Below are 25,576 nucleotides of genomic sequence, written 5' to 3' on the forward strand. Positions count from 1 at the left end.
AGCGGACATTATGCCGGAAAACCTCACGAATTTGACCCGGGCGGTTTACAATGGACTCTGTGATGTCGAACAGCGAACCATTCTGGCAACGCAAGACGCTGGCTGAGCTCTCCTGGCCGGAGTGGGAGGCCCTCTGCGACGGCTGCGGGCAGTGCTGCCGGCACAAGCTCGAGGATGCCGACACCGGCACGGTCCACCCCACCCGCGTGGCCTGTCAGCTCCTCGACACCTACGGCTGCCATTGCACGGATTACGCCAATCGGCATGCGACGGTGCCCGACTGCATTCAGCTCACCCTCGCCGATCTGGCGCGCTACACCTGGCTGCCGGCAAGCTGCGCCTACCGCCGGCTCTACGAGGGCCGCGGGCTTGCCTGGTGGCATCCGCTCGTCTCGGGCGATCCGGAAACCGTGCATACAGCCGGGATCTCCGTGCGCGATACACTAGTCAATGAAAAAGCATTGCCGGCGCACGCCGAGCTCGAGGATTATCTGGAGGAGCCACCATGGACATGAGCGCCTACCCACTGCTGGAGGGGATCGACGAGCCGGCCCACCTGCGGGAACTGCCCCAGGGCCAGCTGCCGCGCCTCACCGAGCAGCTCAGGGACTTCCTGCTTGAGAGCGTCGCCCGCTCCGGGGGGCACCTGGCGGCTGGGCTCGGCGCGGTGGAGCTCACCGTCGCACTGCATTACGTGCTCAACACCCCCTACGACCGGCTGGTCTGGGATGTCGGCCATCAGTGCTATCCCCACAAGATCCTCACCGGACGGCGGCGAGAGATCAGCCGGGTGCGCAAGATCGATGGCCCGGCGGGCTTCCCGGTGCGCGACGAAAGCCCCTACGACACGTTTGGCGTCGGCCACTCGAGCACCGCGATCAGTGCCGCGCTGGGCATGGCGCTCGCGAGCCGCAACCGCGGCGATCAGCGCAAGACCTGTGCGGTCATCGGCGATGGCGGCCTGACCGCCGGCGAGGCGTTCGAAGCGCTCAACCATGCCGGCGACGTCCGCCCCGACCTGCTCGTCGTCCTCAACGATAATGAAATGTCCATCTCCGAGAATGTCGGTGCGCTCAACAAGACCTTCGCCCGGCTGCTCGCCGGCGGGGTCTACGGCAACTTCCGCGCCGAGGCCAAGAACGTGCTCGAACATATGCCAACGCCCATGCGCGAATTCGCCAAACTTGCCGAGGAGCACGTCAAGGGCATGCTGGTGCCGGGCACCTTCTTCGAGGAACTCGGCTTCCAGTACTTCGGCCCGGTGGACGGCCATGACGTCGACGAGCTGGTGACCGTCCTCGGCCGGCTGCGCGAGATGGACGGCCCACGGATCCTTCACTGCGTCACCCGTAAGGGCAAGGGCTACGCGAAGGCCGAGGCCAATCCCATCGCCTACCACGGCGTGAAGGCCTTCGACCCCGCTGCCGGCCTCAAGGCCTCCGCCGAGCCGGCACCACCGACCTACACCGAGGTATTCAGTCACTGGCTCTGTGATATGGCCGAGCAGGAGCCACGGCTCTGGGGCATTACACCGGCGATGCGCGAAGGCTCTGGTCTGGTGGAGTTCGCCCGGCGTTTCCCCGACCGGTACCTGGACACCGCGATCGCCGAGCAGCATGCGGTGACGCTGGCCGGCGGTCTCGCCTGCGAGGGCGAGAAACCGGTGCTCGCCATCTACTCGACCTTCCTGCAGCGCGGTTATGACCAGCTCATTCACGATATCGCCCTGCAGAACCTGCCGGTCATCTTCGCCCTGGACCGGGCCGGCCTGGTCGGTGCCGACGGCGCCACGCACCATGGCGCGTTCGATTTCAGCTACATGCGCTGCCTTCCCAATCTCACCATCATGGCGCCGGCGGACGAGCGCGAGTGCCGCCAGATGCTCTCCACGGGTCTGGCCATGGAAGGGCCCGCATCGGTGCGCTACCCCCGCGGCAAGGGGCCCGGCGCCGTGCCCGACCAGTCCCTCGATACTCTGCCGGTGGGCCGCGCCGAGATCCGGCGTGAGGGCCGGGATGTCGCCCTCCTCGCCTTCGGGACGATGGTTGCGCCGGCCGAGGCCGTCGCCGCGGAGATCGATGCCACCGTGGTCAACATGCGCTTCGTGAAGCCGCTGGATGAGGCCTGCATCCGTGAGATCGCGGGACGGCACGAGCGAATCATCACGCTCGAGGAGAACGTCATCGCCGGCGGCGCCGGCGCGGGCGTCGCCGAGGCTCTGGCGGCCATGCGGCTCGAGCGCGAGCTGCTGCATATCGGCCTGCCCGACAGCTTCGTACACCACGGTGAGCGCGATGAGCAGCTCGAACTGGTTGGCCTCGATACGGCCGGTATTCGTGACCGGATCGTGGCATGGCTCGGCCGTGAGGTTGTCAGCCCGGTCTCCAGCCAGTAGGGTTCAGCGACTTGGAAAGCCCTTCCCCCAATGCCGCCGCACTCCGACATGCCAGGGCCATGTCGCAGGAGTCGTGGCCTGCGGATACCCATGAATCAGAAATCCAGTTACAACTACGATGAACTGATCGCCTGCGGGCACGGTGAACTGTTCGGCCCGGGCAACCCGCAACTGCCCGTGCCCAACATGCTGATGTTCGATGCCATCACGCACATCGACGATGATGGCGGTGAATACGGCAAGGGGTTCATCGAGGCCGAGCTGGCCGTCAAGCCCGATCTTTGGTTCTTCGGCTGCCACTTCCCCGGCGATCCGGTCATGCCGGGCTGCCTTGGGCTCGATGCGCTCTGGCAGCTCCTTGGCTTCTATCTCGGCTGGATCGGTGGCAACGGGAAGGGCCGTGCCCTCGGTTGCGGCGAAGTCAAGTTCACCGGGCAGATCCTGCCGGATAACGCGGTGGTCAAATACCGGCTCGATGTGAAGCGTGTGATCCAGCGCAAGCTGTACATGGGCATCGCCGACGGACAGGTGACGGTGGATGGCGAGGTCATCTATCGGGCCATGGACCTGAGAGTCGGTCTATTCCAGAATCCGCAAAGCAGCCTCTAGGAGGATAGAATCTTGCGGCGAGTGGTGGTCACCGGCATGGGCATCGTCTCGTGCCTCGGCAACGACACGGCGACCGTGACCCGCGCCCTGCGCGAGGGTCGGTCGGGTATTCGTTTCAGCGACGCCTATGCGGAGCGCGGCCTGCGGAGTCAGATCGCGGGCCGACCGGATATTGATCTCGACGCGGCGATTCCGCGCCGGGCCCGACGTTTCATGGGCGATGCGGCGGGCTACGCCTATGTGGCCATGCAACAGGCCATCGAGCAGGCGGAACTGCCGGCGGAGTCCGTCTCCGACCCCCGGACCGGCCTGATCGTCGGCTCGGGTGGCGCCTCCACCGAAAACGTCGTACGCGCCGCGGATACGCTGCGCGAGCGCGGTGTCCGCAAGATCGGGGCCTTTGCGGTCCCCAAGGTCATGGGCAGCACGACCTCCGCCTGTCTGGCCACCCCGTTTGCCATCAAGGGCATCAACTACAGTATCTCCTCGGCCTGCGCCACGAGTGCACACTGCATCGGGGCGGCCATGGAGCAGATCCAGCTCGGCAAACAGGATGTGGTCTTCGCCGGCGGTGGTGAGGAAGAGCACTGGAGCCTGACCATGCTCTTTGATGCGATGGGGGCCCTTTCCACGAGCTACAACGAGACGCCGGAACGTGCCTCAAGGCCCTTCGACCGTGACCGCGACGGCTTCGTGATCGCCGGTGGCGGCGGCATGCTGGTCCTGGAGTCCCTGGAACACGCCGAGGCCCGCGGCGCGCCGATCCTCGCCGAGCTGGTGGGCTATGCGGCCACCTCGGACGGCTATGACATGGTGGCGCCCTCTGGTGAAGGCGCACAGCGCTGCCTCGCCGAGACGCTGCGAATGGCCGAAGCGGGCCATGACCAGACCGTGGATTATGTGAATGCCCACGGCACGAGCACCCCGGCTGGTGATATCACCGAGCTGCGGGCCCTTGAGGCGGTTTTCGGCGCGTCGATGCCGCCGGTGAGCTCGACCAAGTCACTGACCGGTCATTCCCTTGGCGCCGCGGGTGTCCAGGAGGCGATCTACAGCCTGCTCATGATGCAGGGCAGCTTCATCGCGGGTACAGCCAATGTCGAGCACCTCGACCCGGATGCCGAGGGCTACCCGGTGGTGACCGAGACCCAGGCGGACCAGTCACTGGACCTGGTGATCAGCAACAGCTTCGGCTTCGGCGGCACCAATGCGACGCTGGCGTTCCGCCGATATGGGGACTGACGTCCGGGGAAAACGGATCGACCGCAGGGGATAACGCCTCAGACGAGGTGCCGTCCCCCGTCGAGGCCGATGCTGCGCCCCGTGATGTAGGGGTTGTCCAGAAGGAACTGTATCGTGCGAACGGCGGCCGCTTCGCCCGGCGCGATGCCCAGCAGGGATTTCTTCAGGGCTTTTTCCCGGTAGGCCTCGCTGTCTCCCTCATTGAACATGATCAACGCCGGCGCAATGCTGTTGACCTTCACTCTGGGTGCCATCAGACGCGCGAAGGACAGCGTCAGGTTGTTCAGCGCTGCCTTGCTGGCGGCATAGGCAATATGCTTCGCGCTGCCCTTTTCAACCACGTAGTCAGTCATATGGATGATGTCCGTGACCGACTCGCTGTTTTCAAGTAGCGGTCGACAGGCGAGATTGATGCGATAGGGCGTCATGGCGTGAATCTGCATCATCGTCGTCATCACCTCGGCAGGATCCGAGTCCGGCCTTTCCGGCAGCCAGTCCGAGGCATTGTGGATGATCGCCCGGAGGGAGACGGTTTCTTCCCTAAGGTGGTTGAGAAAGTGCCCGATACCCTGGTCGGTGGCGAAATCGGCGTGGAGGCAACGGGCGCCCGCCTCCGCCAGCTCATCCACCGCAGGCCGACGGGTGCGATAGGTGGCAATGACGGGGAGGTCCTGTTCGAGGCAGTGCTTCGCGAACGCGAGCCCGATGCGCTGACCCGCACCGGTGATCAGGATGGGGGAAGTCATAGCTGCTCCGGTTGATGGCTGTCGCGCAACCCCTGTCCTGCGGTCGCTGCAGATCAAGTGATGGTGCCCGGAGTGGGACTCGAACCCACACGGCCGAAGCCTCGGGATTTTAAGTCCCGTGCGTCTACCAGTTCCGCCATCCGGGCGAAGGACTGGAGGCTAGGGCCGGAATCGAACCGGCGTACACGGCTTTGCAGGCCGCTGCATCACCACTCTGCCACCTAGCCATCAAAAAACCCCGACCGCGGACGATCGGGGTGATCTGTCTGGAGCGGGAAACGAGACTCGAACTCGCGACCCCAACCTTGGCAAGGTTGTGCTCTACCAACTGAGCTATTCCCGCATCACAGCTAACTATTGTAGTGAGAGCCGCATTTCTGTCAACCCTGACTATTCCGATTCGCGGTCATTGCCGGATGTCTCGATGCCGTCCAGTGTCCGCAGGGCGGCGCCGAGATACAGCACCATGGAATAGAGCGTGAGCCCGGCGGCGATGTACAGCAGGACCAGGCCGACCGGCCAGCTCGGAATACCAGCGATCTCGTGGCGGTAGAGGAGCAGCACGATGGCGATCATCTGCGCCGCCGTCTTCACCTTGCCGGCCATGCCGACCGCCACACTGGATCGCTGACCGAGCTCGGCCATCCACTCCCGCAGTGCCGAGACCGCGATCTCGCGCCCGATGATGATCGCCGCCGGTACCGCGGTCAGTGCCGTCGGTGCCTCCACCACGACGATGATCAGTGCGATCGCCACGATGAGCTTGTCGGCCACCGGGTCGAGGAAGGCGCCGAAGGGTGACACCTGGTTCCAGCGGCGCGCCAGGAAGCCGTCCAGCCAGTCCGTGAAGCTCGCCAGCGCGAACACGATCGCCGCGGCCGCGTTCGCCCAGGGCGCCGGCAGCAGAAAGAGCAGTCCCAGCACCGGGATCATCAGGATCCGCAACCAGGTCAGGATGTTCGGCAGGGTCATTTCCATGGCTTTGAGCCTATCACGCCGTCGGTTACCCGTTGAGGTGTCCGTGAATGCGTTCGGCGAGCGCCGTGCTGATCCCGGGTACCCGGGAGAGATCCTCGACACCCGCGCGTTTGATGCCCTTGAGGCCGCCGAACTGCTTCATCAGCGCCTGTCGGCGTTTCGGCCCCAGCCCGGCGATCTCCTCCAGGCTCGACTGATTGCGGGATTTACCACGGCGACTGCGATGGCCCGTGATCGCGAAACGATGCGCCTCGTCACGCACCTGCTGGAGTAGATGCAGCGCCGGTGACTCCGGGGCCAGACGGATGCTGTCCGGTCGGCCGGCCACCAGCAGCACTTCCTCGCCCGGCCGGCGCCTCGGGCCCTTGGCAATGCCCACCGGCGTCACACCCTCGATCTGGAGATCCTCCAGCACCCCCTCGGCCTGGCGCAGCTGTCCCTCACCGCCATCGATCAGGAGCAGGTCCGGGATGGTGCCCTCCCCCTCGCGGAGTCGCCGGAAGCGGCGTTCCAGGGCCTGATGCATGGCCGCGTAGTCGTCCCCGCCGGTAATGCCCTCAATGTTGAAACGCCGGTAGTCGTCCTTGATGGCGCCCTCGCGCCCGAAGACCACGCAGGAGGCGACCGTCGCCTCGCCACGGGTATGACTGATATCAAAACACTCGATGCGCTCGGGGATCTCGTCCAGCGAGAGCGCCTGCTGCAGATCCTCGAAGCGCCGCTCCATGATCGCCTCGCTGTCCATGCGCGCGCTGAGCGCATGCTCGGCGTTGCGCTCGGCCATATCCATCCAGCGACGCCGGTCGCCACGCAGGCGCGAGGCGATCCGCACCCGATGGCCCGCGTCATGGCCGAGGGCCTCCTCCAGGACTTCACCGTCGGTCAGTTCATGACTGACCAGCAACTCCCCCGGCGTTGTCTCGCCGAGATAGTGGCGGGCGATGAAGGCGTAGAGGATTTCCTCCGGGGTGGTGTCCGGCGGCGTGCGCGGGAAATAGGTCTGATTGCCCAGGTTCTGGCCGTCACGGATCACGAACGCCTGCACGCAGGCCAGATTCTCGCGCAGCCGGCAGGCGATCACATCCACATCCCCGCGCGCCCCGGAGACATACTGGCGTTCCTGGATCCGGCGCAGGCTGGTGATGCGATCCCGAAGCCTGGCCGCCTGCTCGAAATCCAGCGCCTCGGCAGCCGCCTCCATGCGTCCGACCAGCTCATCGACCACCTCGTTACTCTGCCCCGAGAGAAACATCTCGACGTGGCGGACGTCCCTGGCGTAGTCCGCCTCGCTGATGTAGCCCACACACGGCGCCGTACAGCGGCCGATCTGGTACTGCAGACAGGGCCGCGAGCGATGCCGATAGAAGCTGTCCCGACACTGGCGCACCGGAAAGACCTTCTGCAGATGATTGAGCGTCTCACGCACCGCGCCGGATGAGGGGAACGGACCGAAATAGCGCCCCTCCCCCCGCCGCTGACCGCGATGGAAGGACAGCCGCGGGAAATCCTGCTGCGTCGAGAGATGGATATAGGGGTAGCTCTTGTCGTCGCGCAGCAGCACATTATAGCGCGGCCGGTGCTCCTTGATGAGGTTGTTCTCGAGGATCAGCGCCTCGGCCTCGGTGTGGGTGACCGTTACCTGAAGGTCGGCCACCTGCCCCACCAGCGCCTGGGTCTTGGCATTGTGGGCGCCCTTGCGGAAATAGCTGCTCACGCGGCGCTTGAGGTTACGCGCCTTGCCCACATAGATCACCGTGCCGGTCTCATCGAACATGCGATAGACACCCGGCCCCGTCGGCAGGGTCTTGAGCACCGGATCCGGATCGAAAAGACGGCTCTGAGTCATGACGCCATTCTAGCGCGGCGGGCGGGAGGCCGATCCAGTCGTCTGACCGCCCCCCGTCCGCCACACGGTCGGTCAGGGCTCAGTCGTCGCCGGGAATACCGCCCGCGGTCAGCGCCCTTGGATCGAGCAGTCGCTCGAGCTCATCATCGGAGAGGTCGGTCATCTCCCGGGCCAGCTCCATGAGCGGACGCCCCTCGGCATAGGCGCGCTTGGCGATTTTCGCGCCCAGCTCGTAGCCGATCACCGTATTCAGTGCCGTCACCAGGATCGGGTTGCGGCCCAGTGCTTCCTCGAGGCGCGCCTGGTTGACGCTGAAGCCGGCCACCGCCCGATCAGCCAGGGCCCGCGAGGCATTGGCCAGCAGCGAAATGCTCTGCAGCAGGTTCTGCGCGATCACCGGCAGCATCACGTTGAGCTGGAAGTTCCCCGACTGCCCGGCCACGGTAATCGTCGTGTCATTGCCGATGACCTGGGCGGAGACCTGTGCCACGGCCTCCGGGATCACCGGATTGACCTTGCCCGGCATGATGCTGCTGCCCGGCTGGAGCGCCGGCAGTGCGATCTCGCCGAGACCGGCCAGTGGCCCGGAGTTCATCCAGCGCAGGTCGTTGCTGATTTTCATCAGGCTCACCGCCACCACCTTGAGCTGGCCGGAGAGCTCGACTGCGGCGTCCTGGGCACTGAGGCTTTCGAAGCGATTCTCGCTCTCGCGGAATGGCAGCCCGGTGCGGCGCGCCAGCGCCTCCGCGACCCGGCCACCGAAGGCCGGGCGAGCGTTGATGCCCGTCCCCACGGCGGTCCCCCCCTGGGCCAGGGCATGCACCCGCGCCAGGGCATCCTTCACCCGGCGCTCGCCGTGGCGGATCTGGCAGGCCCAGCCGCCGACTTCCTGTCCCAGCGTCACCGGCATGGCATCCATCAGGTGCGTGCGGCCGGTGGTGGTCACATCGCGCAGTTCGGTGGACCGGGCCTCGAGGGTCTGGGCGAGATGGTCGAGGGCCGGCAGCAGCTCCTCGGCACAGGCGACCGCCGCGGAGACGTGGATCGCCGTAGGGATCACGTCATTACTGCTCTGGCTCATGTTGACGTGATCGTTGGGATGAACAGTGTCCCCCAGCGATGCCGTCGCCAGATGAGCGATCACTTCATTGGCGTTCATGTTGCTGCTGGTGCCCGAACCCGTCTGGAAGACATCCACCGGAAAATGGGCATCATGGTCACCGCCGGCCACCGCCTCAGCGGCCTCGACAATGGCCGCACTGATCCTGGCATCCAGGTCGCCCAGCGCCTGATTGGCCTCGGCGGTGGAGGCCTTGATCAGCCCCAGCGCCTGGATGAAACGCCGCGGCATGCCCTGGCCGCTGATGCCGAAGTTGTCCACGGCCCGCTGGGTCTGGGCACCGTACAGCGCATCCGCCGGTACCTGGAGTTCACCCATGCTGTCCGATTCGGTACGGAATCCCTTCTGGTTCATCATCATCTCTCCGGTTCTTGTAAACTGGTGTTTTAACCCACGACGGGTCGGAGGCCATGGAGCTCAGTCAACTTACCGCCATTTCCCCCATTGACGGCCGTTACGGACGCAAGACCACGGCGCTGCAGCCGCTGGTGAGCGAATACGGCCTGATCCGCCACCGCGTCATCGTCGAGGTGGAGTGGCTGAAGGCACTGGCCGCGGAGGGCGCGATCACCGAAGTGCCGCCGCTCAGCGATGCCGCGGCGCGCGCGCTCACCCGGATCGCGACGGATTTCGACGAGGCCGACGCCGGCCGGGTCAAGGCCATCGAGGCGACGACCAACCATGACGTCAAGGCCGTGGAGTACTTCATCAAGGAGCGCATGGCCGATCAGCCGGAGCTGGCCGCCATTACCGAGTTCGTTCATTTCGCCTGCACCTCGGAAGACATCAACAACCTCGCCTACGCCCTCATGCTCCGTAGTGCGCGCAATGATGTATTGCTCCCGGCCGTGGATCAAATCATCGATCGACTGGCCGGCATGGCGGCGGAGCATGCGGAGACACCGATGCTCGCCCGCACCCATGGACAACCGGCCTCGCCGACCACCCTCGGCAAGGAATTCGCCAATGTGGTGGCGCGGCTCCGGCGTCAGCGCGGGCAGCTGGCCGCGGTGCCGATACTCGGCAAGATCAATGGCGCCGTGGGCAATTTCAATGCCCATGTCAGCGCTTACCCAGAGATAGACTGGCCCGCTTTTTCGAAGCGTTATATCGAAAACCTCGGTCTGGACTACAACCCATGGACCACCCAGATCGAACCCCATGACGGGATCGCCGAGCTGTTTGATGCGCTCGCTCGCCTGAACACGGTGGGTCTGGATCTGGTCCGCGATCTCTGGGGCTATATCGCCTTCGGCTATTTCCGCCAGCGCACGGTGGAGGGCGAGGTCGGGTCGTCAACCATGCCCCACAAGGTCAACCCCATCGATTTCGAGAATGCCGAGGGCAACTTCGGCATGGCCAACGCGGTGCTTGAACATCTGGCCCGCAAACTCCCGGTCTCGCGCTGGCAACGGGACCTCACCGACTCCACGGTGCTGCGCAACATCGGCGTCGGCCTTGCCCACAGCGTCATCGGCTACGAGGCCATCGTGCGCGGGCTGGGCAAACTCGCGGTGGACCAGGAGCGCCTTGCCGCTGACCTGGATGCGAACTGGGAGGTGCTGGCCGAGGCGATCCAGACGGTGATGCGCCGCTATGGCATCCCCGAGCCCTATGAAAAGCTCAAGGCGCTGACGCGTGGCAAGCGGATCGATGCCGCCGGCCTGCAGCGGTTCGTCGATGGCCTTGAGCTGCCCGAGACCGTACGCGAGGAGCTCAAGGCACTCACGCCGGCCCGTTATACGGGACTTGCGGCCCGTCTCGCCAGCGATCTCGCAGCGACGCGCGATTAAGGGCGAGCCACTGCAGCGCGATGATCGGCATGGCAGCCTGGATGCCGCCCTCGCCGATCATCGCAATGGCCTCCTCGGCAGGCAGCACATGCAGGCGGATATCCTCGCCCTCGGCCGGGTTGCCATGGCCTTCGAGCCGTAGATCCCGGCTGTCCACCGGCGCGCAGAACAGGTGCACCGTCTGCGATGTGCCACCGGGGCTGACCAGATAGTGGGTGATCGGCACCAGTTCGCCGAGCCGGCAGTCCGCCTCCTCGAGTGATTCACGCCGGGCGACATCCTCGGGGGTCTCGCCCGGTTCGACGATCCCGGCGACGGTCTCCAGCAGCCATGGCCCCAGCCCGCTCTCCAGTGCCCCGATGCGGAACTGCTCCACCAATACCACTCGGTCCGTCCAGGGGTCGTAAGGCAGAACGCCGACCGCGTGCCCGCGCTCGAAGCGCTCACGGATCAGCGTCTCGCTCTGACCCCCGGCGAACAGGGCGTGCCGGAGTGTAAAGCGACTCACCCGGAAAAAGCCGTCGTAGACCGTCTCTCGGGTAATGATTTCAAAGTCCCGGCCCACGGGCGCACCTCCCTTCGATTTGCCTCATCGCGTGAAAAGCGCCATCGCCTCGGCATGCCCCGTGTGCGGAAACATGTCCATGATGCCGGCGCACTCCAGACGGTAACCGTGCTCATGGACAAGCTGGCCGGCATCCCGCGCCAGTGTCGACGGCCCGCAGGAGACGTAGACAATACGCTCGGGCTGCAGCCGGCCAATCGAGGGCAGCACCTCGAGTGCGCCAGAGCGCGGTGGATCCAACAGCACGCGGTCAACTGGGCCGCCGAGGGATTCCGCTGTGGGTTCCAGCGCGGTGAGATCGGCGGCCGTGAACCGGGCATTTTCGATGCCATTGGCAATGGCGTTCTCGCGGCCGCGCTCAACCAGCGACTCGGCGCCCTCCAGGCCGATTACCTCGGCGGCCCGCCCGGCCAGCGGCAGCGTGAAATTGCCCAGTCCACAGAAAAGATCGAGCACGCGGCTGGCCGGCTCCGCGTCCAGCAGATCCACGGCCTGGTTCACCATCTGCCGATTAATGGCGGCGTTGACCTGGGTGAAATCGGTCGGCGCGAAGGCGAAATCGAGGTCGAAGTCGGGCAGGCGATAGTGCAACCGCATCGTCTCATGCCCCAGGGGCGCCACGGTGGACTCGTTGCCCGGCTGCTCGAAGAGCAGAAGCCCGTGACGGGTGCCGAACTCGATCAACGCCTCGCGATCGGCCGGTGCCAGCGGGCGGAGATTACGGAAGACCAGCCCGACATCCTCATCACCGGCGGCCACCTCGATCTGGGCGATCCGGTCGGGGATGCTGAGTCCGCGGACGAGCGCGGCAAGCGCCGGCAGCAGCGCCCCGACCCGCGCGTCGAGCACATGGCAGCTGTCAATATCCGCTACGAAGGGGCTGAAGCGCTCACGGAACCCCACCAGGACCCGATCGCCCTTTCGCGGGACATACTTCACGCCCAGTCGCGCCCGCCGACGGTAGCCCGCCGTGGGTCCGGTGAGCGGCGCCAGCCAGTGATCCGGCGAGACACCGCCGACGTGGGCCAGCAGCTCCGCCAGTGCATCGGCCTTGTGACGCACCTGCGCGGCCGGGTCCATGTGCTGGAGACTGCAACCGCCGCAGACACCGAAATGGGCACAGGGCGGCTCGACCCGATCCGCGGACACCGAACCCACCACCTCAAGCGCCTGGCCTTCTTCCTGGCGCCGACGGCGGCGGCGGATTTCCGCGCTCACCGTCTCGCCGGGCAGCGCCCCCTGGATGAAGGCCGTCCGATCCTCGTGCCGGCCGATGCCGCGGCCCTCGTGACTCAGCCGATCGATCCCGATCTCCACGGGCGCCCTGGGCAGGCGCCGGCCGCGTCGTCCGCCCATGCCGTCAGCCCGTCCAGGCCGCGAGGAACCGGTCGAGATGCGGCTTGCCGGCCTCGGCCAGGACCTCACGGACCCGCTCGCACTCGCGCTCATGCCCGGCCGTGTCCAGGTCACCGCGCATCAGCCGGAAGCGCAGCCAGAGAAGATAGGTATTCAGCACATCATGCTCACAGTAGTCGCGCACCCCGGGGAAGTTGCCAGCCTCGATTTCGTGGCGCACCGCGGCGCCACTCATGCCCAGCTTGCCCGGCAGCCCGCAGAGCGTCGCCACCTGATCCAGCGGTGCCACGGCGCGACCCGAATGGCCGGCGAGGACGTCCATCAGATCGGTATGCCGGTCGTGGAAGCGGTTATGGTAGTTGTTGAAGCGAAAGCTCCGGTCCTGGTCGCCGTTCTCCCAGTACCGCGGTGCACTCAGGCCATGGATGAGGGCCCGATAATGCAGCACCGGGAGATCAAAACCGCTGCCGTTCCAGCTCACCAGGGTCGGCACGTAGCGTTCGATGCCCTCGAAAAACCGCTCGATCAGCGCCGCCTCATCATCCCCGCCGTCACCCAGCGAGAAGACCGTGAAGCGATCGCCGATGCAGGCCGCCACCGAGATGACCACCACGCGGTGCAGCGGCAGGCGCAGGAAGTCCGCGCCCGTCTCCTCGCGGCGCATCGCCAGCAGCGCCTCGGCGGCATCATGGTCGTCAAGGCCCTCAAGGCCATGCAGGCGCCGGCCGCCGGCCACATCCGGGACGGTCTCGATATCGAAGGCAAAGACATTCATTGATCGGGGAACACGCCGCTCGAGAGATAGCGATCGCCACGGTCGCAGACGATGCTCACGATGGTCGCATTCTCCACCTCACGGGCGATCTGCAACGCGGCCCAGAGCGTGCCGCCACTGGAGATGCCGGCGAAGATGCCTTCCTCGGCGGCAAGCCTACGGGTCATGTCCTCGGCCTCGTCCTGCGCCACCTCGACGATGCGGTCGACGCGCGCGGGCTCGAAGATTTTCGGCAGGTAGGCCTCCGGCCACTTGCGAATGCCCGGGATGCTGGCCCCCTCGCGGGGCTGGGCGCCGACCATCTGAATCGCCGGGTTCTGCTCCTTGAGATACCGGGAGACGCCCATGATGGTGCCCGTGGTGCCCATCGAGGCGACGAAATGCGTCACCGCGCCCGCCGTGTCGCGCCAGACCTCAGGACCGGTCCCGCGGTAATGCGCGCCCCAGTTGTCGGGATTGGCGAACTGATCAAGCACGCGGCCGCGGCCCTCGGCCTGCATCCGCATGGCCAGGTCGCGGGCGCCCTCCATGCCCTCTTCCTTGCTCACGAGCACCAGCTCGGCCCCGTAGGCCCGCATCGAGGCGCGGCGCTCCATGGTCATGTTGGCCGGCATGATGAGCACCATCCGGTAGCCCTTCACCGCCGCGGCCATGGCAAGGGCGATGCCGGTATTACCACTGGTGGCCTCGATGAGCGTATCACCGGGTCGGATCTCGCCACGGGCCTCGGCCTGGGTGATCATGTTCATGGCCGGACGGTCCTTGACCGAGCCCGCCGGATTGTTGCCCTCGAGCTTGAGCAAAACGGTGTTGGATCCGGTATCCGCCAGGCGCTGAAGCCTTACCAGCGGGGTGTTACCGACGCACTGATCAACGGTTGGATATGTCATGCCGAGAGTGTAACGCAGTATAATCGCGGCATGGATATCGAGCCGATTGCCATCATCCGCAGCGACTTCGAGGATCGGTTCGGAATCCCGCGTCAGCCGGGGCTGGTGCCAGCGGCCACCGCCGAAGTGCGACTCAATCCGCCCTTCAATGATCCGGATGCCCTACGCGGCCTCGCGGGCTGCAGTCATGTCTGGCTCATCTTCGGGTTCCACGCCATCGATCAAGCCGAATGGCGCCCGATGGTGCGCCCACCGCGCCTGGGCGGGAATCAGCGCTACGGCGTCTTCGCCACCCGGTCACCCTTTCGACCCAACGGGCTGGGCCTCTCGCTGGTCCGTCTCGAGGGAGTGCTCGACGAACCGGCTCGGGGCCTCGCCATCAGCGGCCAGGACCTCCTGGACGGGACGCCGGTCTACGACATCAAGCCGTATCTACCCGCCATTGAGGCGCTCCCTGACGCCCGACCACCGGCCGGCTTCGAGACCCTGCCGGAAACCCTGGACGTCCACTGGAGCCCGGCGGCCCGGGCCGCACTTGTCGGCGCGCCGACCCAGCTCGGCGCCCTGATCGAACAGACGGTGGGCGCCGATCCTCGACCGGCCTATCAACGCGATCGCGGCGAAGCCCGCTATGGCATGCGCCTGCTCGGCTACGAAGTCTCCTGGCAGGCCGATGCCTCGCAGGCGTATATCACCGCCGTTTCCCCCGCCCCCGAGGGGGATGGGCACTAAACACAGCGGCGCGGAATGCGACGCTGCCAGTTACGTGAGAATACGCGCTGACCATTCTCCCAGGCGTCCAGTTCGGCCGAGACATGGAACGCCTCGGTGTCGGCCTGGAGCAGCGTCCGTGTCCGGGTCTGCACGTGCCAGTCGTCACGGCGCAGGCTCCGGTGGGCGATGACCTCGCCTTCGATGCTCCCGAAATCATCGCCGACGGATCGATAGGACTCCCAGGTCCGGTCCCGCATGACCAGGTCGACATCCTCGATGGCCTTGGCGCCCTCGTCCATGATGACCTCCAGCTCGGAGGCCGAGGTCTCCAGGTCGCGATGAACCCGCCAGCGATGCTCCGGAGCGCGCTCTTGGACCACGCGCACGGGCTCGGCGTAATCCGGTGCCGCGAACCCGACCTGCGCGTCGAGCTCGGTGGGCGTGCGCACCGGCAGATCCAGCGATGTGCCCCGGCCGATGACCTGCAGGCAGACCGGTTCCGGCGAGGGCCAGGCCAGCGGCCAATACGAGGTCGACAGCGACAGGCGCAGGCGATGGCCGGCCGTGAACCGGTGTCCCAGGTCGTTGAGCTCGAGCCTCACCTCGTAGTCCTCGCCGGGCACCAGCGCCCGGGGCTGATCATGACCGGCATGATGATTGAGGTTGAGCACGCCGTAGGTCACGCGCGTTGCCTTGCCGTCAACGGCCACATCCGAGAGCCGGGCCGCCACCTGGGCCACCGGCCGGTCGACCCGGAAGCGTAACCGCAGCACCGGCGCGCCGAGCAACTCCAGCGGCGCCTCAAGCGGGTCCGTCTCGAACACCAGCGCACCACCATCCTCTTCGCGCTGGTCGTAAGGCAGATCCGGCCCCGCGGCGTAACTGCACCACTTGCCGGCGAACAACCCCAGACTGAGGGGTGACTGGAGAATGAAGGGCGCCTCGTCGGGTGCCATCGGCTCATCGCGGAGATGATTGCCCCTCGCCGGATAGAGTGTCTGCCGCGATACCATGGGCGAAGGCCACTCCGCCTCCCCCACCCAGCGGCCGGGACGATGGCGGTAGCGGGTGGCCGGCTCGGCCGCCTCCTGAACCCAGGCACGCAGCATGGGCTCGTTCATGATCCCGGTGTCCTCGCCCTTGAGCCACTGATCCCACCAGCGCCTGGTCTCCTGCTGAAAGGCAATGGCCGGTCCGGGCACGCCCTGATGGGGATACTTATGACTCCATGGGCCGACCAGCCCCTGACGCGGCACGGTGAGGTTCCTGAGCATGCGGAAAACGGCATCGGTATAGCCGTCGGCCCAGCCGCTCACGGCCATGACCGGGCACTGGATGGCGCTGTAGTCCTCGCACACGGACCCGTGCTGCCAGTACTCATCTCGACTCTGATGCTCGAGCCACTCGATGATCCAGGGCTCATTCGCTTCCAGGCGCTGATGCCAGAGCGTACGCCAGTGCTCGCCACGGAGGACCGGATCGGGCGGCATGCTGTTGTAGGCGAACATCACCGACGCCCAGGAGAGATTATCGCCCAGCAGGCAGCCGCCCATGTAATGAACGTCATCGGCATAGCGATCGTCGGTGGAACAGACCGTGACGACGGCCTTCAGCGCCGGCGGCTGCATGGCCGCGATCTGCAGGCCGTTGAAGCCGCCCCAGGAGATGCCGATCATGCCGACACCGCCGTCACACCACTCCTGCTCGGCGAGCCACTCGATGACCGCATAGCCGTCGTCGAGCTCCTGCTGGCAGTACTCGTCGGTCAGCACGCCCTCCGACTCGCCACTGCCACGGAGATCGACCCGCACCCCGGCATAGCCATGCTCGGCAAACCATCGGTGCAGCGTCTCGTCGCGGGCCCTCGTGTGATCCCGCTTCCGATAGGGGATGTACTCGAGAATGGCCGGCACGGGGTCCCCGCCGGCATCGTCGGGTCGCCATATCCGCGCCGAGAGCTCCACGCCATCGGCCATCGGAATGCGGACGTCCTCTTCGATGCGCACTGCCATCAGCCCTCCTTCGTCGGCTTGCTCTCATGCGTCAGGGCAACATGAGCCGGCGGCGCGTTCCCGGCCTTGTCCTCCCCGAAGTAAAGCGTCATATGGGGGAACGGTATCGAGATGCCCGCATTATCAAAGACTTCCTTGACATAGCGGTTGTAGGCTCGGCCCACGGCCCACTGCATGCCGGCCGTGCTGCGGATGCGGACCCGCACCTTCACCGAGCTCTCGGCCAGCGCCGTCACGCCGTCCACTTCGAGCGGACCCGTGACCTCCGGGGCGATGTCGCCATCGCCGCAGAGCCGTTCGTAGGCCTTTTGAAGGTGCTCGACGACGTCGCCGATGTTCTCGCGATAGGCCACCTCGTAAACGCCGAGGTGGTAGCCGAAGTCGCGCGTGTAGTTGGAGACCGTGTCCACCGAGGAGAACGGCACGATATGCAGCGTGCCGGAGAGGTCACGCAGTCCGACCGAGCGGATGCTCAGCCGCTCCACCGTGCCGCTGATCCCGGCCGCGGTAATGAAGTCATCAGCGTGAATGGCATCCTCAAGCTGGATGAACACGCCCGTAATGATGTCCTGGACGAGCTTCTGGGCACCGAAACCGATGGCCAGGCCGATCACGCCGGCACCGGCGATCAGCGGGCCGATGTTAATGCCGATCTCCGCCAGCGCCACCATCCCGGCCAGAGTCACGATGGCGATCGCAAGGGCATTACGGAACAGCGCCAGCAGGGTTTTCTCACGCGCTCCGGGCGCTCCGCTCCCGGTATCCGGATTGAGCCGGTCCTCGATCCAGCTCGCGCCCAGCAGCCAGACGACCATGGCGAGCACCCCGATTCCGAGCAGTGCCCCCACCGCCTCCATGACGGTCTCACCGGCGCTGCTCTCGAGCCAGGCACCGAGGTTGATCAGTTGCCAGGCATCTGCGATGACCGCGAGTGCGACCACCGCGAGCAGCAGATGAACCACCGCGAGCAGTTTGGGCAGCCAGTGGTTCAGCCGCGCCTGGAGCATGGGCAGGCGTTTACGCACCGCCACCGGCAGATACCGGCCGAGATGGGCCAGACTGGTGAGCCAGTGCCCGAGGAACCCGGCGATCAGCAGAACCACCACACTCGTTGCACTGGCTTCGATCGTGAATGCCAGTACCGCGGGCGGGGCGGCCACCACCAGGATCGCCATCGTGATGCTGTACAGCCCGGCCAGGACATGCCAGACCGGGGCAAGCATGCGTGTCAGCGGCCGCAGAAACAGCCCCCTGCGATGCCGGCCCACGGCGAGGAGCCAGGCCCGGACCATTGATCGGGCATCGCGGATGGCCGCCAGCACGCCCAGCAGGACGATGATCACCACGATCAGTTCCGCCAGCCCGGCGACCGCCGGCGCCTGAAGGGCGATACCCGGTACGGCGAAGACCAGACCGTAGGCACCGGCGCGGATCAGGCCGGACAGGCGGGTTTCCCAGTGCACCGCGGCGTCATCGTCCAGGGGCAGCACACGGGCGCAGCCCGTGCGCGGTTCGAGGAAGGCATTCAGGGCCAGCCGCCCGATCTCGGCGATCACGAACGCCAGTGCGAACTGGCTGGCCACAGTTGCCCAGCCGGGCCCGGGTACGACTCCGACCAGCACCGCGCCATAGGCGACCGCGGCGACGATCGCGAGCTTGATCGCATGAATCCCGACGGCCGCGACAATGACCGTGGCGCCGCGCAAAGGCCCGAGCCCCGCACCGCCGGTCTGCTGCCAGGCGGCCAGCCGGTCGATGAGGCGGTCACCGCGCGCGCGCAGGACCCGTTGCAGGCCCAATACCAGGGCAATCAGCGCGAGCAGTCGCACCGCGGCGAGCGCCTGGGCCGGGTCGGCCAGCTGCGCCAGCATTCCCGGCAGTGCCGGGAGTTCCTCCGCCAGGCGCATCAGCCAGTCGAACAGCGCGGTGCGCCACTGCGCGAGCTGGCCGGCGATCTCCGGCCACTGGTCTTCGCTCATGTCAGATCCTCAGTAGTGAATTCAGTCATTCGGCTGATCACGAAATACGGTAAGTCGCGGCAGGATAACAAAAAGCGCCGACAGAAAATTTTGTTGCAACGCAACAAACCAGTTGATATATTGCAGCGCAACAAGACGAAAGACAGTCTTGGATCGACACGGCAACCAGAGGAATTGCGCCATGACGAACGAAACTTTCAGCAAGGTTAACGAGCAGGCCGAGAAGATGTTCATGGGCCCGACCCGTGACTACGCCAAGCTGGCCATGGACTATGCCGAGAAGATGATCGACGCCCAGATGGAAGCGGCGAAGACCTACACGGACATCGGCATGAAGCAGGCCCGTGCCGCCCTCGAGATCAAGGACACCGAGGCACTCAAGGCCTATGCCGAGGAGCAGCAGAAGGTGGCCAAGGAGATGAGCGAGCGGGTGAAGGGTGATGCCGAGAAGGTTGTCGCCATGAATCAGGATTTCGTCAACGAGGCCCGCAAGCTCGTCGAGAGCAATGTCAAGACGGCCTCCGAGGCGGCGACTGCTCAGACCAAGTAATTCCGGACCACCCGGATCGGAAAAAAGGCTGCCGGGGTATTCCCGGCGGCCTTTTTGCGTTAATAATTGATAAAAATCAAAAAATATCAACCGTCTTCGGGAGGAGTCCGCCATGCAGTCCGCCACCACGACCGAGTCCCAGCCTCAACCCATCGAGGTCCGCCATGTCGGTGCCAATGCGCCGTTCCGCTGGCTCGCCGCTGGCCTCCGCGACCTCATCGCCATGCCCTTTGCAAGCCTCGCCTACGGTGTGGTCTTTGCCCTGGTCGGCTATGCCCTGGTCACCATGACGACCAGCCGTCCGCATCTGCTCTCCGCCGCGGTTTCTGGATTCTTCCTCGCCGGTCCGTTCCTCGGCATGGGGCTCTACCGGCTGAGCCAGTGCCGGGAAGCCGGTGAACCCGCGACATTCCGCGATTCGGCGACGATCTGGCGGAGCAATCCCTGGTCCATTGGCCTGTTCGGTGTGCTCCTCGCCTTTGTCCTGCTCTCCTGGGAGCGGATCTCGGCGATCGTGTTCGCGCTCTTCCATGGGGCCTCGCTGCCGGTCACGGATGGCGGCTGGACGGACGTACTGATCGCCGCGGCCGATCCCGCCTTCGTCGCGGTTTACCTGACCATCGGTGCCGCACTGGCCGCCGGCGTATTCGCGATCAGCGCCATTGCCCTGCCCATGCTCATCACCGGGCCCGTTGACCCGGTGACGGCGGCGATCACCAGCGTCAAGGCGACGCTCGCCAACCCGGGGGTGATGCTTCTCTGGGCGGCGTTGATCGTCGTGCTGATCACAGTCGGCATGATGACCGCATTTCTCGGACTGATCATTGCGATGCCGCTGGTCGCCCACGCCAGCTGGCATGCCTACCGGGATCTGACGCTCGCCCACTGATCTTGACGCCCGCGGCGGGTATGCTGGGAGCATGATCACCCGGTATACCCGCGCCGGCCTCCTGGCCCTGGCCGCCCTGCTCCCCCTTCACGCCTCCGGCCAACCGGACGGGGCGCCGGTTGTGCTCACGCCGGTGGAGTCGGTGGCGATCGAGGAACGTGTCGAAGCGGTGGGCGAGTCCCGCGCCGAACGCTCCGTCACCCTCTTCACCCATGCCGCCGGCCGTGTCGAGACGGTGAACATCGAGGCGGACGAACACGTCTCGGCCGGTGATCTTTTACTGGCCCTGGAATCCGAGAGCGAGCGCAACGCCGTGGCCAGTGCGCAGGTTGAACTGGCGGATGCCCGAAAACTCCTCGATCGCTATGAACGGACCATCGGCTCCGGGGCCGTACCGCCAACGACCATCGATTCCGCACGGCGTGAAGCGGAGCTGGCCCGTCTGGACCTGGAACGCGCCCGAATCGATCTGGCGGATCGTGAGCTCCGTGCGCCTTTCGATGGCCATACGGGGCTGACGGATATCGAGCCCGGTGCGCGCGTCGATGAGAACACCGCCGTCACCACCATCGATGATCGAAGCAGCCTGCGCGTTCGATTCCGCCTCGCCGAACGGTATTTCGGTGACCTCCGCCGTGGCGATCAGGTAGAAATGCGCCCCTGGTCGAATCTCCGTCAGCCGGTGGCGGGCGTGATCCGGCGGGTCGACAGCCGGATCAATACGGATACCGGGACATTCGCACTCGAAGCCGAGGCACCCAATCCAGACGATCGCCTGCGCCCGGGAATGCGATTTCGGGTGGCGGTCACCTTGCCCGGCCCCCAGCATTCGGGTATTCCAGCCACGGCCCTGCAATGGGGCGATGATGGGGCCTACGTCTGGCTGATCCGGGAGGGACGCGCCGAGCGGACGGGCGTCAACCTGGTCGCCCGTGATGGCGATCGGGTGCTGGTGGACGGACCCCTCGAGCCCGGCGACAAAGTGGTCAGCGAGGGCGCCCAGCGCATGCGGCCCGGCCTCGAGGTGCGGCGCATCGACGCCGCCGATCTGGACAACTATCCGCCCGTGAACGCCGTATCCGCGGCGGACCCGCGATGAGCGACGCACCCCGCGGACTTCCGGCCCTCGGGATCCGGCGGCCGGTGCTGGTGGCGGTGATCAACCTCCTCATCGCCATCGCCGGGATCGCCGCGCTGCTCGGTGTCGAAGTCCGGGAGCTGCCGGATGTCGACCGGCCGCGGGTGACCGTCACCGCCCAGTACCCCGGCGCGGCACCGGAGACCATGGACGCCGAGGTCACTCGCGAGCTCGAGGGGGCCGTGGCGCGTGTCTCGGGCGTGCGCTCCATCAGCGCATCCAGCGAGGAGAGCAGCACCCGGATCGTGGTGGAGTTCAGCGCCGACGTCGATCTGGATGCGGCCGCCGCGGATGTCCGCGAGGCGGTCAGCCGCGTCGCGCGTGGGCTCCCCGATAGCGTCGAGCAGGTCAACATCATCAAGGCCGATCAGGACGCGAGCCCGGTGGTGCGCGTGGCGGCGAGTGCACCCCAGCTCAGTCTGGATGCGCTCACCCGGCGGGTCGAGACCGACATCGTCCCCGCCCTTGTCTCTATTCCCGGCGTCGCCGATGTCCGGATCTACGGCGACCGGCAACAGCAGCTGCGCGTCGCCGTGGATCCGCTGCGTCTCGCCGCGCATGGGCTGGATGTCGGCGATGTGGTCGAGCGCCTGGAGGATGCTGATCTCGACATCCCCGCCGGCAGCTTCCGCAGTTCGGCACTGGAGCTCCGGGTACGGGCGGATGCCGCGCTGGCCGCGCCGGAGCGCATCGCCGCCCTGACGCTGGCACCCGGGCTGCGCGTGGGTGACGTCGCCAACGTCATCCTGGCCCCGGCGGATGCCCGCAGCCAGGTCCAGCTCAATGGCGGGCCGATCCTCGGCATGGGCATCATCCGCCAGGCGCAGTCCAATACCCTGGAGATCAGCACCGCGGTGGACCGGGTGCTGGCCGAACTCAACGACCGCTTCGACGACGTCTCGCTGGTCAAGACGTCGGATGACGCGCTTTTCATCCGCGGCGCGATCATCGAGGTCCTCATCACGCTGGCCGCCGCCACCCTGATCGTCATCGCGGCCATCTGGCTTTTCATCGGCTCGATCCGGGCAACGCTCATCCCGGCGATCACCATTCCGCTCGCGCTCACTGGCACGGTGGCCGTGATCTGGGCCCTGGGTTTTTCCATCAACCTGCTCACCCTGCTCGCGCTGGTGCTGGCCACGGGACTGGTGGTGGACGATGCCATCGTCGTGCTCGAGAACATCCAGAGACGCCGGCGCATGGGGCTCGGCTCGAGCGCCGCGGCGCTGCTGGGCACCCACCAGGTGTTCTTCGCCGTGGTGGCCACCACTGTCGTACTGATTTCGGTGTTCGTGCCGATCTCGCTGCTACCGAGCACCGCCGGCCGGCTGTTCCGGGAATTCGGCGTAGTCCTTGCCGTGGCAGTGGGGATTTCCTCGTTCGTCGCCCTGTCCCTGGTCCCGGCGCTGGCCGCCCGGATTCTGAACACCCCTGTCGAGCGCGGCCCCATCAATCGGCGACTGTCCCGGCTCGGTGAAATCATCGCCAACGGCTACCAGCGCAGCCTTGGCCAGCTCATCGCCCACCCGTTGCTCGCCACCGGCCTGGCCCTGCTGGTGCTGGGGCTCGCCGCCGCGCAGTTCCCCCGGATCGACCAGGAACTCCTGCCGCAGGAGGATCGCGGCCTGCTCTTCGTCGTCGGCAACGGGCCGGACGGGGCCGGCGTCAAGTACAGCCAGAATCAGGCCTGGCGCATGCAGGCCCGGCTCCAGCCCCTGGTCGAGCGCGGCGAGATCAGCCGTCTGTTCACTATCGCCGGGCGGTGGGATCCCAACCGGGTCCTGATTGTCGCGCCGCTCGCGCCCTGGGGCGAGCGCGAGCGCGGCCAACAGGCCATCGCCGCCGACGTCCGCGCCGCCCTCGCGGACATACCCGGTGTCAACATCCGGGTTGGCAGCCCCAACAGCCTGGGCCTGAGGGGTGTCGGCAGCGGGCTGGAGATTGCCCTGCTGGGCAACGACTACGCGCAGATCTACAGCGCCGCCCGTGCGTTCAGCCGCCGGATTGAGGAACGGTTACCGGGGCTCGGCAGCGCCCGGATCTCCTACGCGCCGACACAGCCACAGCTGCGCGTGGACATCGACCGCCAGCGGGCCGAGGCGCTGGGCGTGCCGGTCTCGGGGCTGGCCGAGACCCTCGAGGCGATGATCAGCGGTCTGGAGATCGTTGACCTGAATATCGCCGACCAGGCCGTGCCCCTGCGGGTGGAGGCGCAGAGCGGACTGGTGGACGACCCGCGGGATCTCGGCAATCTGCGCATCCGCTCGGACAGCGGCGCGCTGGTGCCACTGTCGAGCCTCGTGGCCCTGCGCGAGGAAGGCGTCGCCGCGGAACTCGATCGCGAGGCCCAGCGCCGGGCGATCAATATCGATCTCGCCATCGACGACGGTTACCCCCTCCAGACGGCCATCGCGGATCTGCGGGCGCTGGCGGACGAGACACTGCCGGCGGGGGTGAGCATGATCACCATGGGTGAAGCGGAGACGCTGGAGGAGACCCGGCGCGAAGTCTTCATTACCTACGCACTGGCGCTGCTGGTGGTCCTGCTCGTGCTCACCGCTCAGTTCGAGAGCATCACGAGCGCGCTTGTCGTCATGGGGACTGTCCCCTTCGGACTGGCCGCCGCGGTCTTCGCCCTCACGTTGAGCGGGACCAGCATCAATGTCTACTCCCAGATCGGACTCATTCTGCTCATCGGCCTGATGGCAAAGAACGGCATCCTGCTGGTGGAGTTCGCCAATCAGTTGCGTGATCAGGGTAAGACCCTGCGCGACGCCGCCCTCGGCAGCGCCCGGATCCGGCTTCGGCCGGTGGCGATGACCATGATCGCCACGGTGCTCGGCGGCCTGCCGTTGATCCTGGGCGGTGGGGCCGGTGCGGAGTCCCGCGCCGCCATTGGCTGGGTGGTATTCGGCGGCCTGGGCATCGCCGCGGTCTTCACGCTCTATCTCACCCCGGCGCTCTATCTGGTGCTGGCCCGCTTCGGCCGACCCCGGGCCGCGGCCACGGCGGAACTGGAACGGCAACTGAGTCAGCCGGAGAGCGCCAGCACCACCAGCATGGCGGGCAAGGCGAACAGGTGACTCAGCACGATCGTGCCGGCGGCGAGTGCGCTGTCCCCGTCCATCTGCTGGACCAGCACATAGGAGGCCGCCGCCGTCGGGCAGGCGAGGAAGATCAATGCAAGACGCATCTCCTCCGTCCCCAGACCGATCCAGAGGGCAAGCAGGAAGCCCACCAGCGGCGCCAGTGCCGTTTTCATCAGCGCCCCGGTCACCGCCCAGCGGCGCTGACCGCGCAGTCGGGTGGCGTGCAGGCCCGCGCCGATGCCGATCAACGCCAGTGGTAGCGCCATCTGACCGACCGCCGAGAGTGTCCGGTCGAGAAAGACCGGGAATTCCCAGCCGACGAGGGCGATAAAGATCCCCATCAGCGAAGCGATCAGGATCGGGTTGCTCGCCAGACCCCGCAGGACGCGCTTGATCGCCGTCAGGGGATGCGACTGGCCGGGCAGCTGCAGGAGCACCACGGCCATGACGTTGTAGAGGATGACCAGGGGGACGAAGGCAATGAGCGCGGCGGATTCGACGCTGCCGGCGGACTCGGTACCGGCGACTGAATAGATCACCACGGGCAGACCGACGAAGGCGAGGTTGCCGCGGAACGTGCCGTGGACAAAGGTCACCCGGGAGCGGGCCGGCAGGCGGCCGACCATTCCGGCCATCGCCGCGACCGCAATCAGGATGGCCGTTGTTCCCATCATCACCGCGAGGATCCCGCCAACACTGGCAAATGCCGGCGTGGCTCCGCCGATCCGGTCGATGAGCAGGGCGGGAAGGCCTATCCAGTATGTCAGCCGGTTGAGTTCACCGACTGCGGGCGACGAGATGAAGCCGGTTCGGGCCAGCAGCCAGCCCAGCAGGATGACCAGGACGACCGGCGCGAGGATCTGCAGAACAGCGAGCAGAGTGACCTCCCC

General features: G+C 66.4%; 21 protein-coding genes and 3 tRNA genes. 10 read left to right on the top strand and 14 right to left on the bottom strand.

Features of this window, described 5'->3' with window-relative positions; genetic code table 11:
• Nucleotides 1-62: 62 nt before the first annotated feature.
• The 4 genes from V6X63_RS01050 (at nucleotide 63) to fabB (ending at nucleotide 4,246) form a co-directional block, all read left to right on the top strand.
• Entirely contained in the window at nucleotides 63-515 is a 453-nt protein-coding gene (locus V6X63_RS01050) for a YcgN family cysteine cluster protein (protein WP_367977915.1), read from the top strand.
• Nucleotides 506-2,395, top strand: coding sequence for a 1-deoxy-D-xylulose-5-phosphate synthase (gene dxs / locus V6X63_RS01055; protein WP_367977916.1), 1,890 nt, complete (start codon nucleotides 506-508; stop codon nucleotides 2,393-2,395). The genes V6X63_RS01050 and dxs overlap by 10 nt, the downstream gene beginning before the upstream one ends.
• Before the next feature lie 90 nt (nucleotides 2,396-2,485).
• The gene (fabA, locus tag V6X63_RS01060) at nucleotides 2,486-3,004 is read left to right on the top strand and encodes a bifunctional 3-hydroxydecanoyl-ACP dehydratase/trans-2-decenoyl-ACP isomerase (RefSeq protein ID WP_367977917.1); all 519 of its coding nucleotides are present in this window, start codon (nucleotides 2,486-2,488) and stop codon (nucleotides 3,002-3,004) included.
• A 12-nt stretch (nucleotides 3,005-3,016) separates the two neighbouring features.
• Nucleotides 3,017-4,246 (top strand): beta-ketoacyl-ACP synthase I, encoded by a 1,230-nt coding sequence (gene fabB, locus V6X63_RS01065; protein ID WP_367977918.1) that lies wholly within the window; start codon nucleotides 3,017-3,019, stop codon nucleotides 4,244-4,246.
• A 38-nt stretch (nucleotides 4,247-4,284) separates the two neighbouring features.
• Here the strand turns inward: fabB and folM are convergent, their stop codons facing one another.
• From folM to V6X63_RS01100, 7 genes are all read right to left on the bottom strand, one after another.
• Nucleotides 4,285-4,992: a dihydromonapterin reductase gene (gene folM, locus V6X63_RS01070; RefSeq protein WP_367977919.1), complete on the bottom strand. Its 708-nt coding sequence runs from the start codon at nucleotides 4,990-4,992 to the stop codon at nucleotides 4,285-4,287.
• Between the two features lie 61 nt (nucleotides 4,993-5,053).
• Nucleotides 5,054-5,138, bottom strand: a tRNA-Leu gene (locus tag V6X63_RS01075).
• 7 nt (nucleotides 5,139-5,145) lie between these two features.
• Nucleotides 5,146-5,219: transfer RNA gene (locus tag V6X63_RS01080), tRNA-Cys, on the bottom strand.
• A gap of 40 nt (nucleotides 5,220-5,259) precedes the next feature.
• Nucleotides 5,260-5,335: transfer RNA gene (locus tag V6X63_RS01085), tRNA-Gly, on the bottom strand.
• Between the two features lie 47 nt (nucleotides 5,336-5,382).
• Entirely contained in the window at nucleotides 5,383-5,970 is a 588-nt protein-coding gene (pgsA, locus tag V6X63_RS01090) for a CDP-diacylglycerol--glycerol-3-phosphate 3-phosphatidyltransferase (protein WP_367977920.1), read from the bottom strand.
• Nucleotides 5,971-5,995: 25 nt separating this feature from the next.
• Nucleotides 5,996-7,816, bottom strand: a complete 1,821-nt coding sequence (uvrC, locus tag V6X63_RS01095) for an excinuclease ABC subunit UvrC (RefSeq protein WP_367977921.1) — start codon at nucleotides 7,814-7,816, stop codon at nucleotides 5,996-5,998.
• Nucleotides 7,817-7,895: 79 nt separating this feature from the next.
• Nucleotides 7,896-9,290 carry a class II fumarate hydratase gene (locus V6X63_RS01100; protein WP_367977922.1) on the bottom strand — a complete coding sequence of 465 codons (1,395 nt, stop codon included), beginning with the start codon at nucleotides 9,288-9,290 and terminating at the stop codon, nucleotides 7,896-7,898.
• A 56-nt stretch (nucleotides 9,291-9,346) separates the two neighbouring features.
• Here V6X63_RS01100 and purB point away from each other — a divergent pair, with 56 nt between their 5' ends.
• A complete protein-coding gene (purB, locus tag V6X63_RS01105) occupies nucleotides 9,347-10,729 on the top strand; it encodes an adenylosuccinate lyase (protein ID WP_367977923.1) in 1,383 nt (460 codons plus the stop codon).
• Here purB and V6X63_RS01110 read toward each other — a convergent pair.
• From V6X63_RS01110 to cysM, 4 genes are read right to left on the bottom strand one after another with little or no spacing between them, the layout of a single operon-like run.
• On the bottom strand, nucleotides 10,662-11,294 hold the full coding sequence (locus V6X63_RS01110) for an NUDIX domain-containing protein (protein WP_367977924.1): 633 nt from the start codon (nucleotides 11,292-11,294) through the stop codon (nucleotides 10,662-10,664). The two genes, purB and V6X63_RS01110, sit on opposite strands and share 68 nt — an antisense overlap.
• A gap of 24 nt (nucleotides 11,295-11,318) precedes the next feature.
• Nucleotides 11,319-12,650, bottom strand: a complete 1,332-nt coding sequence (gene rlmD / locus V6X63_RS01115) for a 23S rRNA (uracil(1939)-C(5))-methyltransferase RlmD (protein WP_367977925.1) — start codon at nucleotides 12,648-12,650, stop codon at nucleotides 11,319-11,321.
• 4 nt (nucleotides 12,651-12,654) lie between these two features.
• Nucleotides 12,655-13,425: a 3'-5' exonuclease gene (locus tag V6X63_RS01120; RefSeq protein ID WP_367977926.1), complete on the bottom strand. Its 771-nt coding sequence runs from the start codon at nucleotides 13,423-13,425 to the stop codon at nucleotides 12,655-12,657.
• A complete protein-coding gene (gene cysM / locus V6X63_RS01125; RefSeq protein ID WP_367966761.1) occupies nucleotides 13,422-14,315 on the bottom strand; it encodes a cysteine synthase CysM in 894 nt (297 codons plus the stop codon). The genes V6X63_RS01120 and cysM overlap by 4 nt, the downstream gene beginning before the upstream one ends.
• Nucleotides 14,316-14,345: 30 nt before the next feature.
• On the opposite strand from cysM, the gene tsaA reads away from it, so the two are divergent.
• Nucleotides 14,346-15,047, top strand: coding sequence for a tRNA (N6-threonylcarbamoyladenosine(37)-N6)-methyltransferase TrmO (tsaA, locus tag V6X63_RS01130; RefSeq protein ID WP_367977927.1), 702 nt, complete (start codon nucleotides 14,346-14,348; stop codon nucleotides 15,045-15,047).
• Here tsaA and V6X63_RS01135 read toward each other — a convergent pair.
• Both V6X63_RS01135 and V6X63_RS01140 read right to left on the bottom strand, forming a co-directional pair.
• Complete coding sequence (locus V6X63_RS01135) at nucleotides 15,044-17,041, bottom strand: CocE/NonD family hydrolase (protein WP_367977928.1); 1,998 nt, start codon at nucleotides 17,039-17,041, stop codon at nucleotides 15,044-15,046. The genes tsaA and V6X63_RS01135 overlap by 4 nt on opposite strands.
• A complete protein-coding gene (locus tag V6X63_RS01140) occupies nucleotides 17,041-19,020 on the bottom strand; it encodes a mechanosensitive ion channel domain-containing protein (RefSeq protein ID WP_367966764.1) in 1,980 nt (659 codons plus the stop codon). The genes V6X63_RS01135 and V6X63_RS01140 overlap by 1 nt, the downstream gene beginning before the upstream one ends.
• Before the next feature lie 181 nt (nucleotides 19,021-19,201).
• Between V6X63_RS01140 and V6X63_RS01145 the strand changes: the two genes are divergently transcribed.
• The 4 genes from V6X63_RS01145 (at nucleotide 19,202) to V6X63_RS01160 (ending at nucleotide 24,680) form a co-directional block, all read left to right on the top strand.
• Nucleotides 19,202-19,570: a phasin family protein gene (locus tag V6X63_RS01145; protein ID WP_367966765.1), complete on the top strand. Its 369-nt coding sequence runs from the start codon at nucleotides 19,202-19,204 to the stop codon at nucleotides 19,568-19,570.
• Nucleotides 19,571-19,682: 112 nt separating this feature from the next.
• Nucleotides 19,683-20,459 (top strand): DUF2189 domain-containing protein, encoded by a 777-nt coding sequence (locus V6X63_RS01150; protein ID WP_367966766.1) that lies wholly within the window; start codon nucleotides 19,683-19,685, stop codon nucleotides 20,457-20,459.
• A 31-nt stretch (nucleotides 20,460-20,490) separates the two neighbouring features.
• Nucleotides 20,491-21,558 (top strand): efflux RND transporter periplasmic adaptor subunit, encoded by a 1,068-nt coding sequence (locus tag V6X63_RS01155; RefSeq protein WP_367977929.1) that lies wholly within the window; start codon nucleotides 20,491-20,493, stop codon nucleotides 21,556-21,558.
• Nucleotides 21,555-24,680, top strand: coding sequence for an efflux RND transporter permease subunit (locus V6X63_RS01160; RefSeq protein WP_367977930.1), 3,126 nt, complete (start codon nucleotides 21,555-21,557; stop codon nucleotides 24,678-24,680). The genes V6X63_RS01155 and V6X63_RS01160 overlap by 4 nt, the downstream gene beginning before the upstream one ends.
• On the opposite strand, the gene V6X63_RS01165 is transcribed toward V6X63_RS01160, so the two are convergent.
• Complete coding sequence (locus V6X63_RS01165; RefSeq protein ID WP_367967837.1) at nucleotides 24,629-25,564, bottom strand: AEC family transporter; 936 nt, start codon at nucleotides 25,562-25,564, stop codon at nucleotides 24,629-24,631. The two genes, V6X63_RS01160 and V6X63_RS01165, sit on opposite strands and share 52 nt — an antisense overlap.
• Nucleotides 25,565-25,576: the final 12 nt, after the last annotated feature.

The sequence above is a fragment of the Spiribacter onubensis genome, assembly GCF_040838425.1.
GTDB classification, from domain to species: Bacteria; Pseudomonadota; Gammaproteobacteria; order Nitrococcales; family Nitrococcaceae; genus Spiribacter; species Spiribacter onubensis.

Bases quoted from the DNA above. Each gene is read 5' to 3' on its own strand.
- uvrC (WP_367977921.1), bottom strand. From the start codon at position 7,816: ATGACTCAGAGCCGTCTTTTCGATCCGGATCCGGTGCTCAAGACCCTG.
- purB (WP_367977923.1), top strand. From the start codon at position 9,347: ATGGAGCTCAGTCAACTTACCGCCATTTCCCCCATTGACGGCCGTTAC.
- cysM (WP_367966761.1), bottom strand. From the start codon at position 14,315: ATGACATATCCAACCGTTGATCAGTGCGTCGGTAACACCCCGCTGGTA.
- fabA (WP_367977917.1), top strand. From the start codon at position 2,486: ATGAATCAGAAATCCAGTTACAACTACGATGAACTGATCGCCTGCGGG.
- rlmD (WP_367977925.1), bottom strand. From the start codon at position 12,650: ATGGGCGGACGACGCGGCCGGCGCCTGCCCAGGGCGCCCGTGGAGATC.
- V6X63_RS01150 (WP_367966766.1), top strand. From the start codon at position 19,683: ATGCAGTCCGCCACCACGACCGAGTCCCAGCCTCAACCCATCGAGGTC.
- tsaA (WP_367977927.1), top strand. From the start codon at position 14,346: ATGGATATCGAGCCGATTGCCATCATCCGCAGCGACTTCGAGGATCGG.
- V6X63_RS01050 (WP_367977915.1), top strand. From the start codon at position 63: ATGTCGAACAGCGAACCATTCTGGCAACGCAAGACGCTGGCTGAGCTC.
- folM (WP_367977919.1), bottom strand. From the start codon at position 4,992: ATGACTTCCCCCATCCTGATCACCGGTGCGGGTCAGCGCATCGGGCTC.
- V6X63_RS01155 (WP_367977929.1), top strand. From the start codon at position 20,491: ATGATCACCCGGTATACCCGCGCCGGCCTCCTGGCCCTGGCCGCCCTG.
- V6X63_RS01100 (WP_367977922.1), bottom strand. From the start codon at position 9,290: ATGAACCAGAAGGGATTCCGTACCGAATCGGACAGCATGGGTGAACTC.
- pgsA (WP_367977920.1), bottom strand. From the start codon at position 5,970: ATGGAAATGACCCTGCCGAACATCCTGACCTGGTTGCGGATCCTGATG.
- V6X63_RS01140 (WP_367966764.1), bottom strand. From the start codon at position 19,020: ATGAGCGAAGACCAGTGGCCGGAGATCGCCGGCCAGCTCGCGCAGTGG.
- V6X63_RS01120 (WP_367977926.1), bottom strand. From the start codon at position 13,425: ATGAATGTCTTTGCCTTCGATATCGAGACCGTCCCGGATGTGGCCGGC.
- V6X63_RS01160 (WP_367977930.1), top strand. From the start codon at position 21,555: ATGAGCGACGCACCCCGCGGACTTCCGGCCCTCGGGATCCGGCGGCCG.
- V6X63_RS01135 (WP_367977928.1), bottom strand. From the start codon at position 17,041: ATGGCAGTGCGCATCGAAGAGGACGTCCGCATTCCGATGGCCGATGGC.
- dxs (WP_367977916.1), top strand. From the start codon at position 506: ATGGACATGAGCGCCTACCCACTGCTGGAGGGGATCGACGAGCCGGCC.
- V6X63_RS01145 (WP_367966765.1), top strand. From the start codon at position 19,202: ATGACGAACGAAACTTTCAGCAAGGTTAACGAGCAGGCCGAGAAGATG.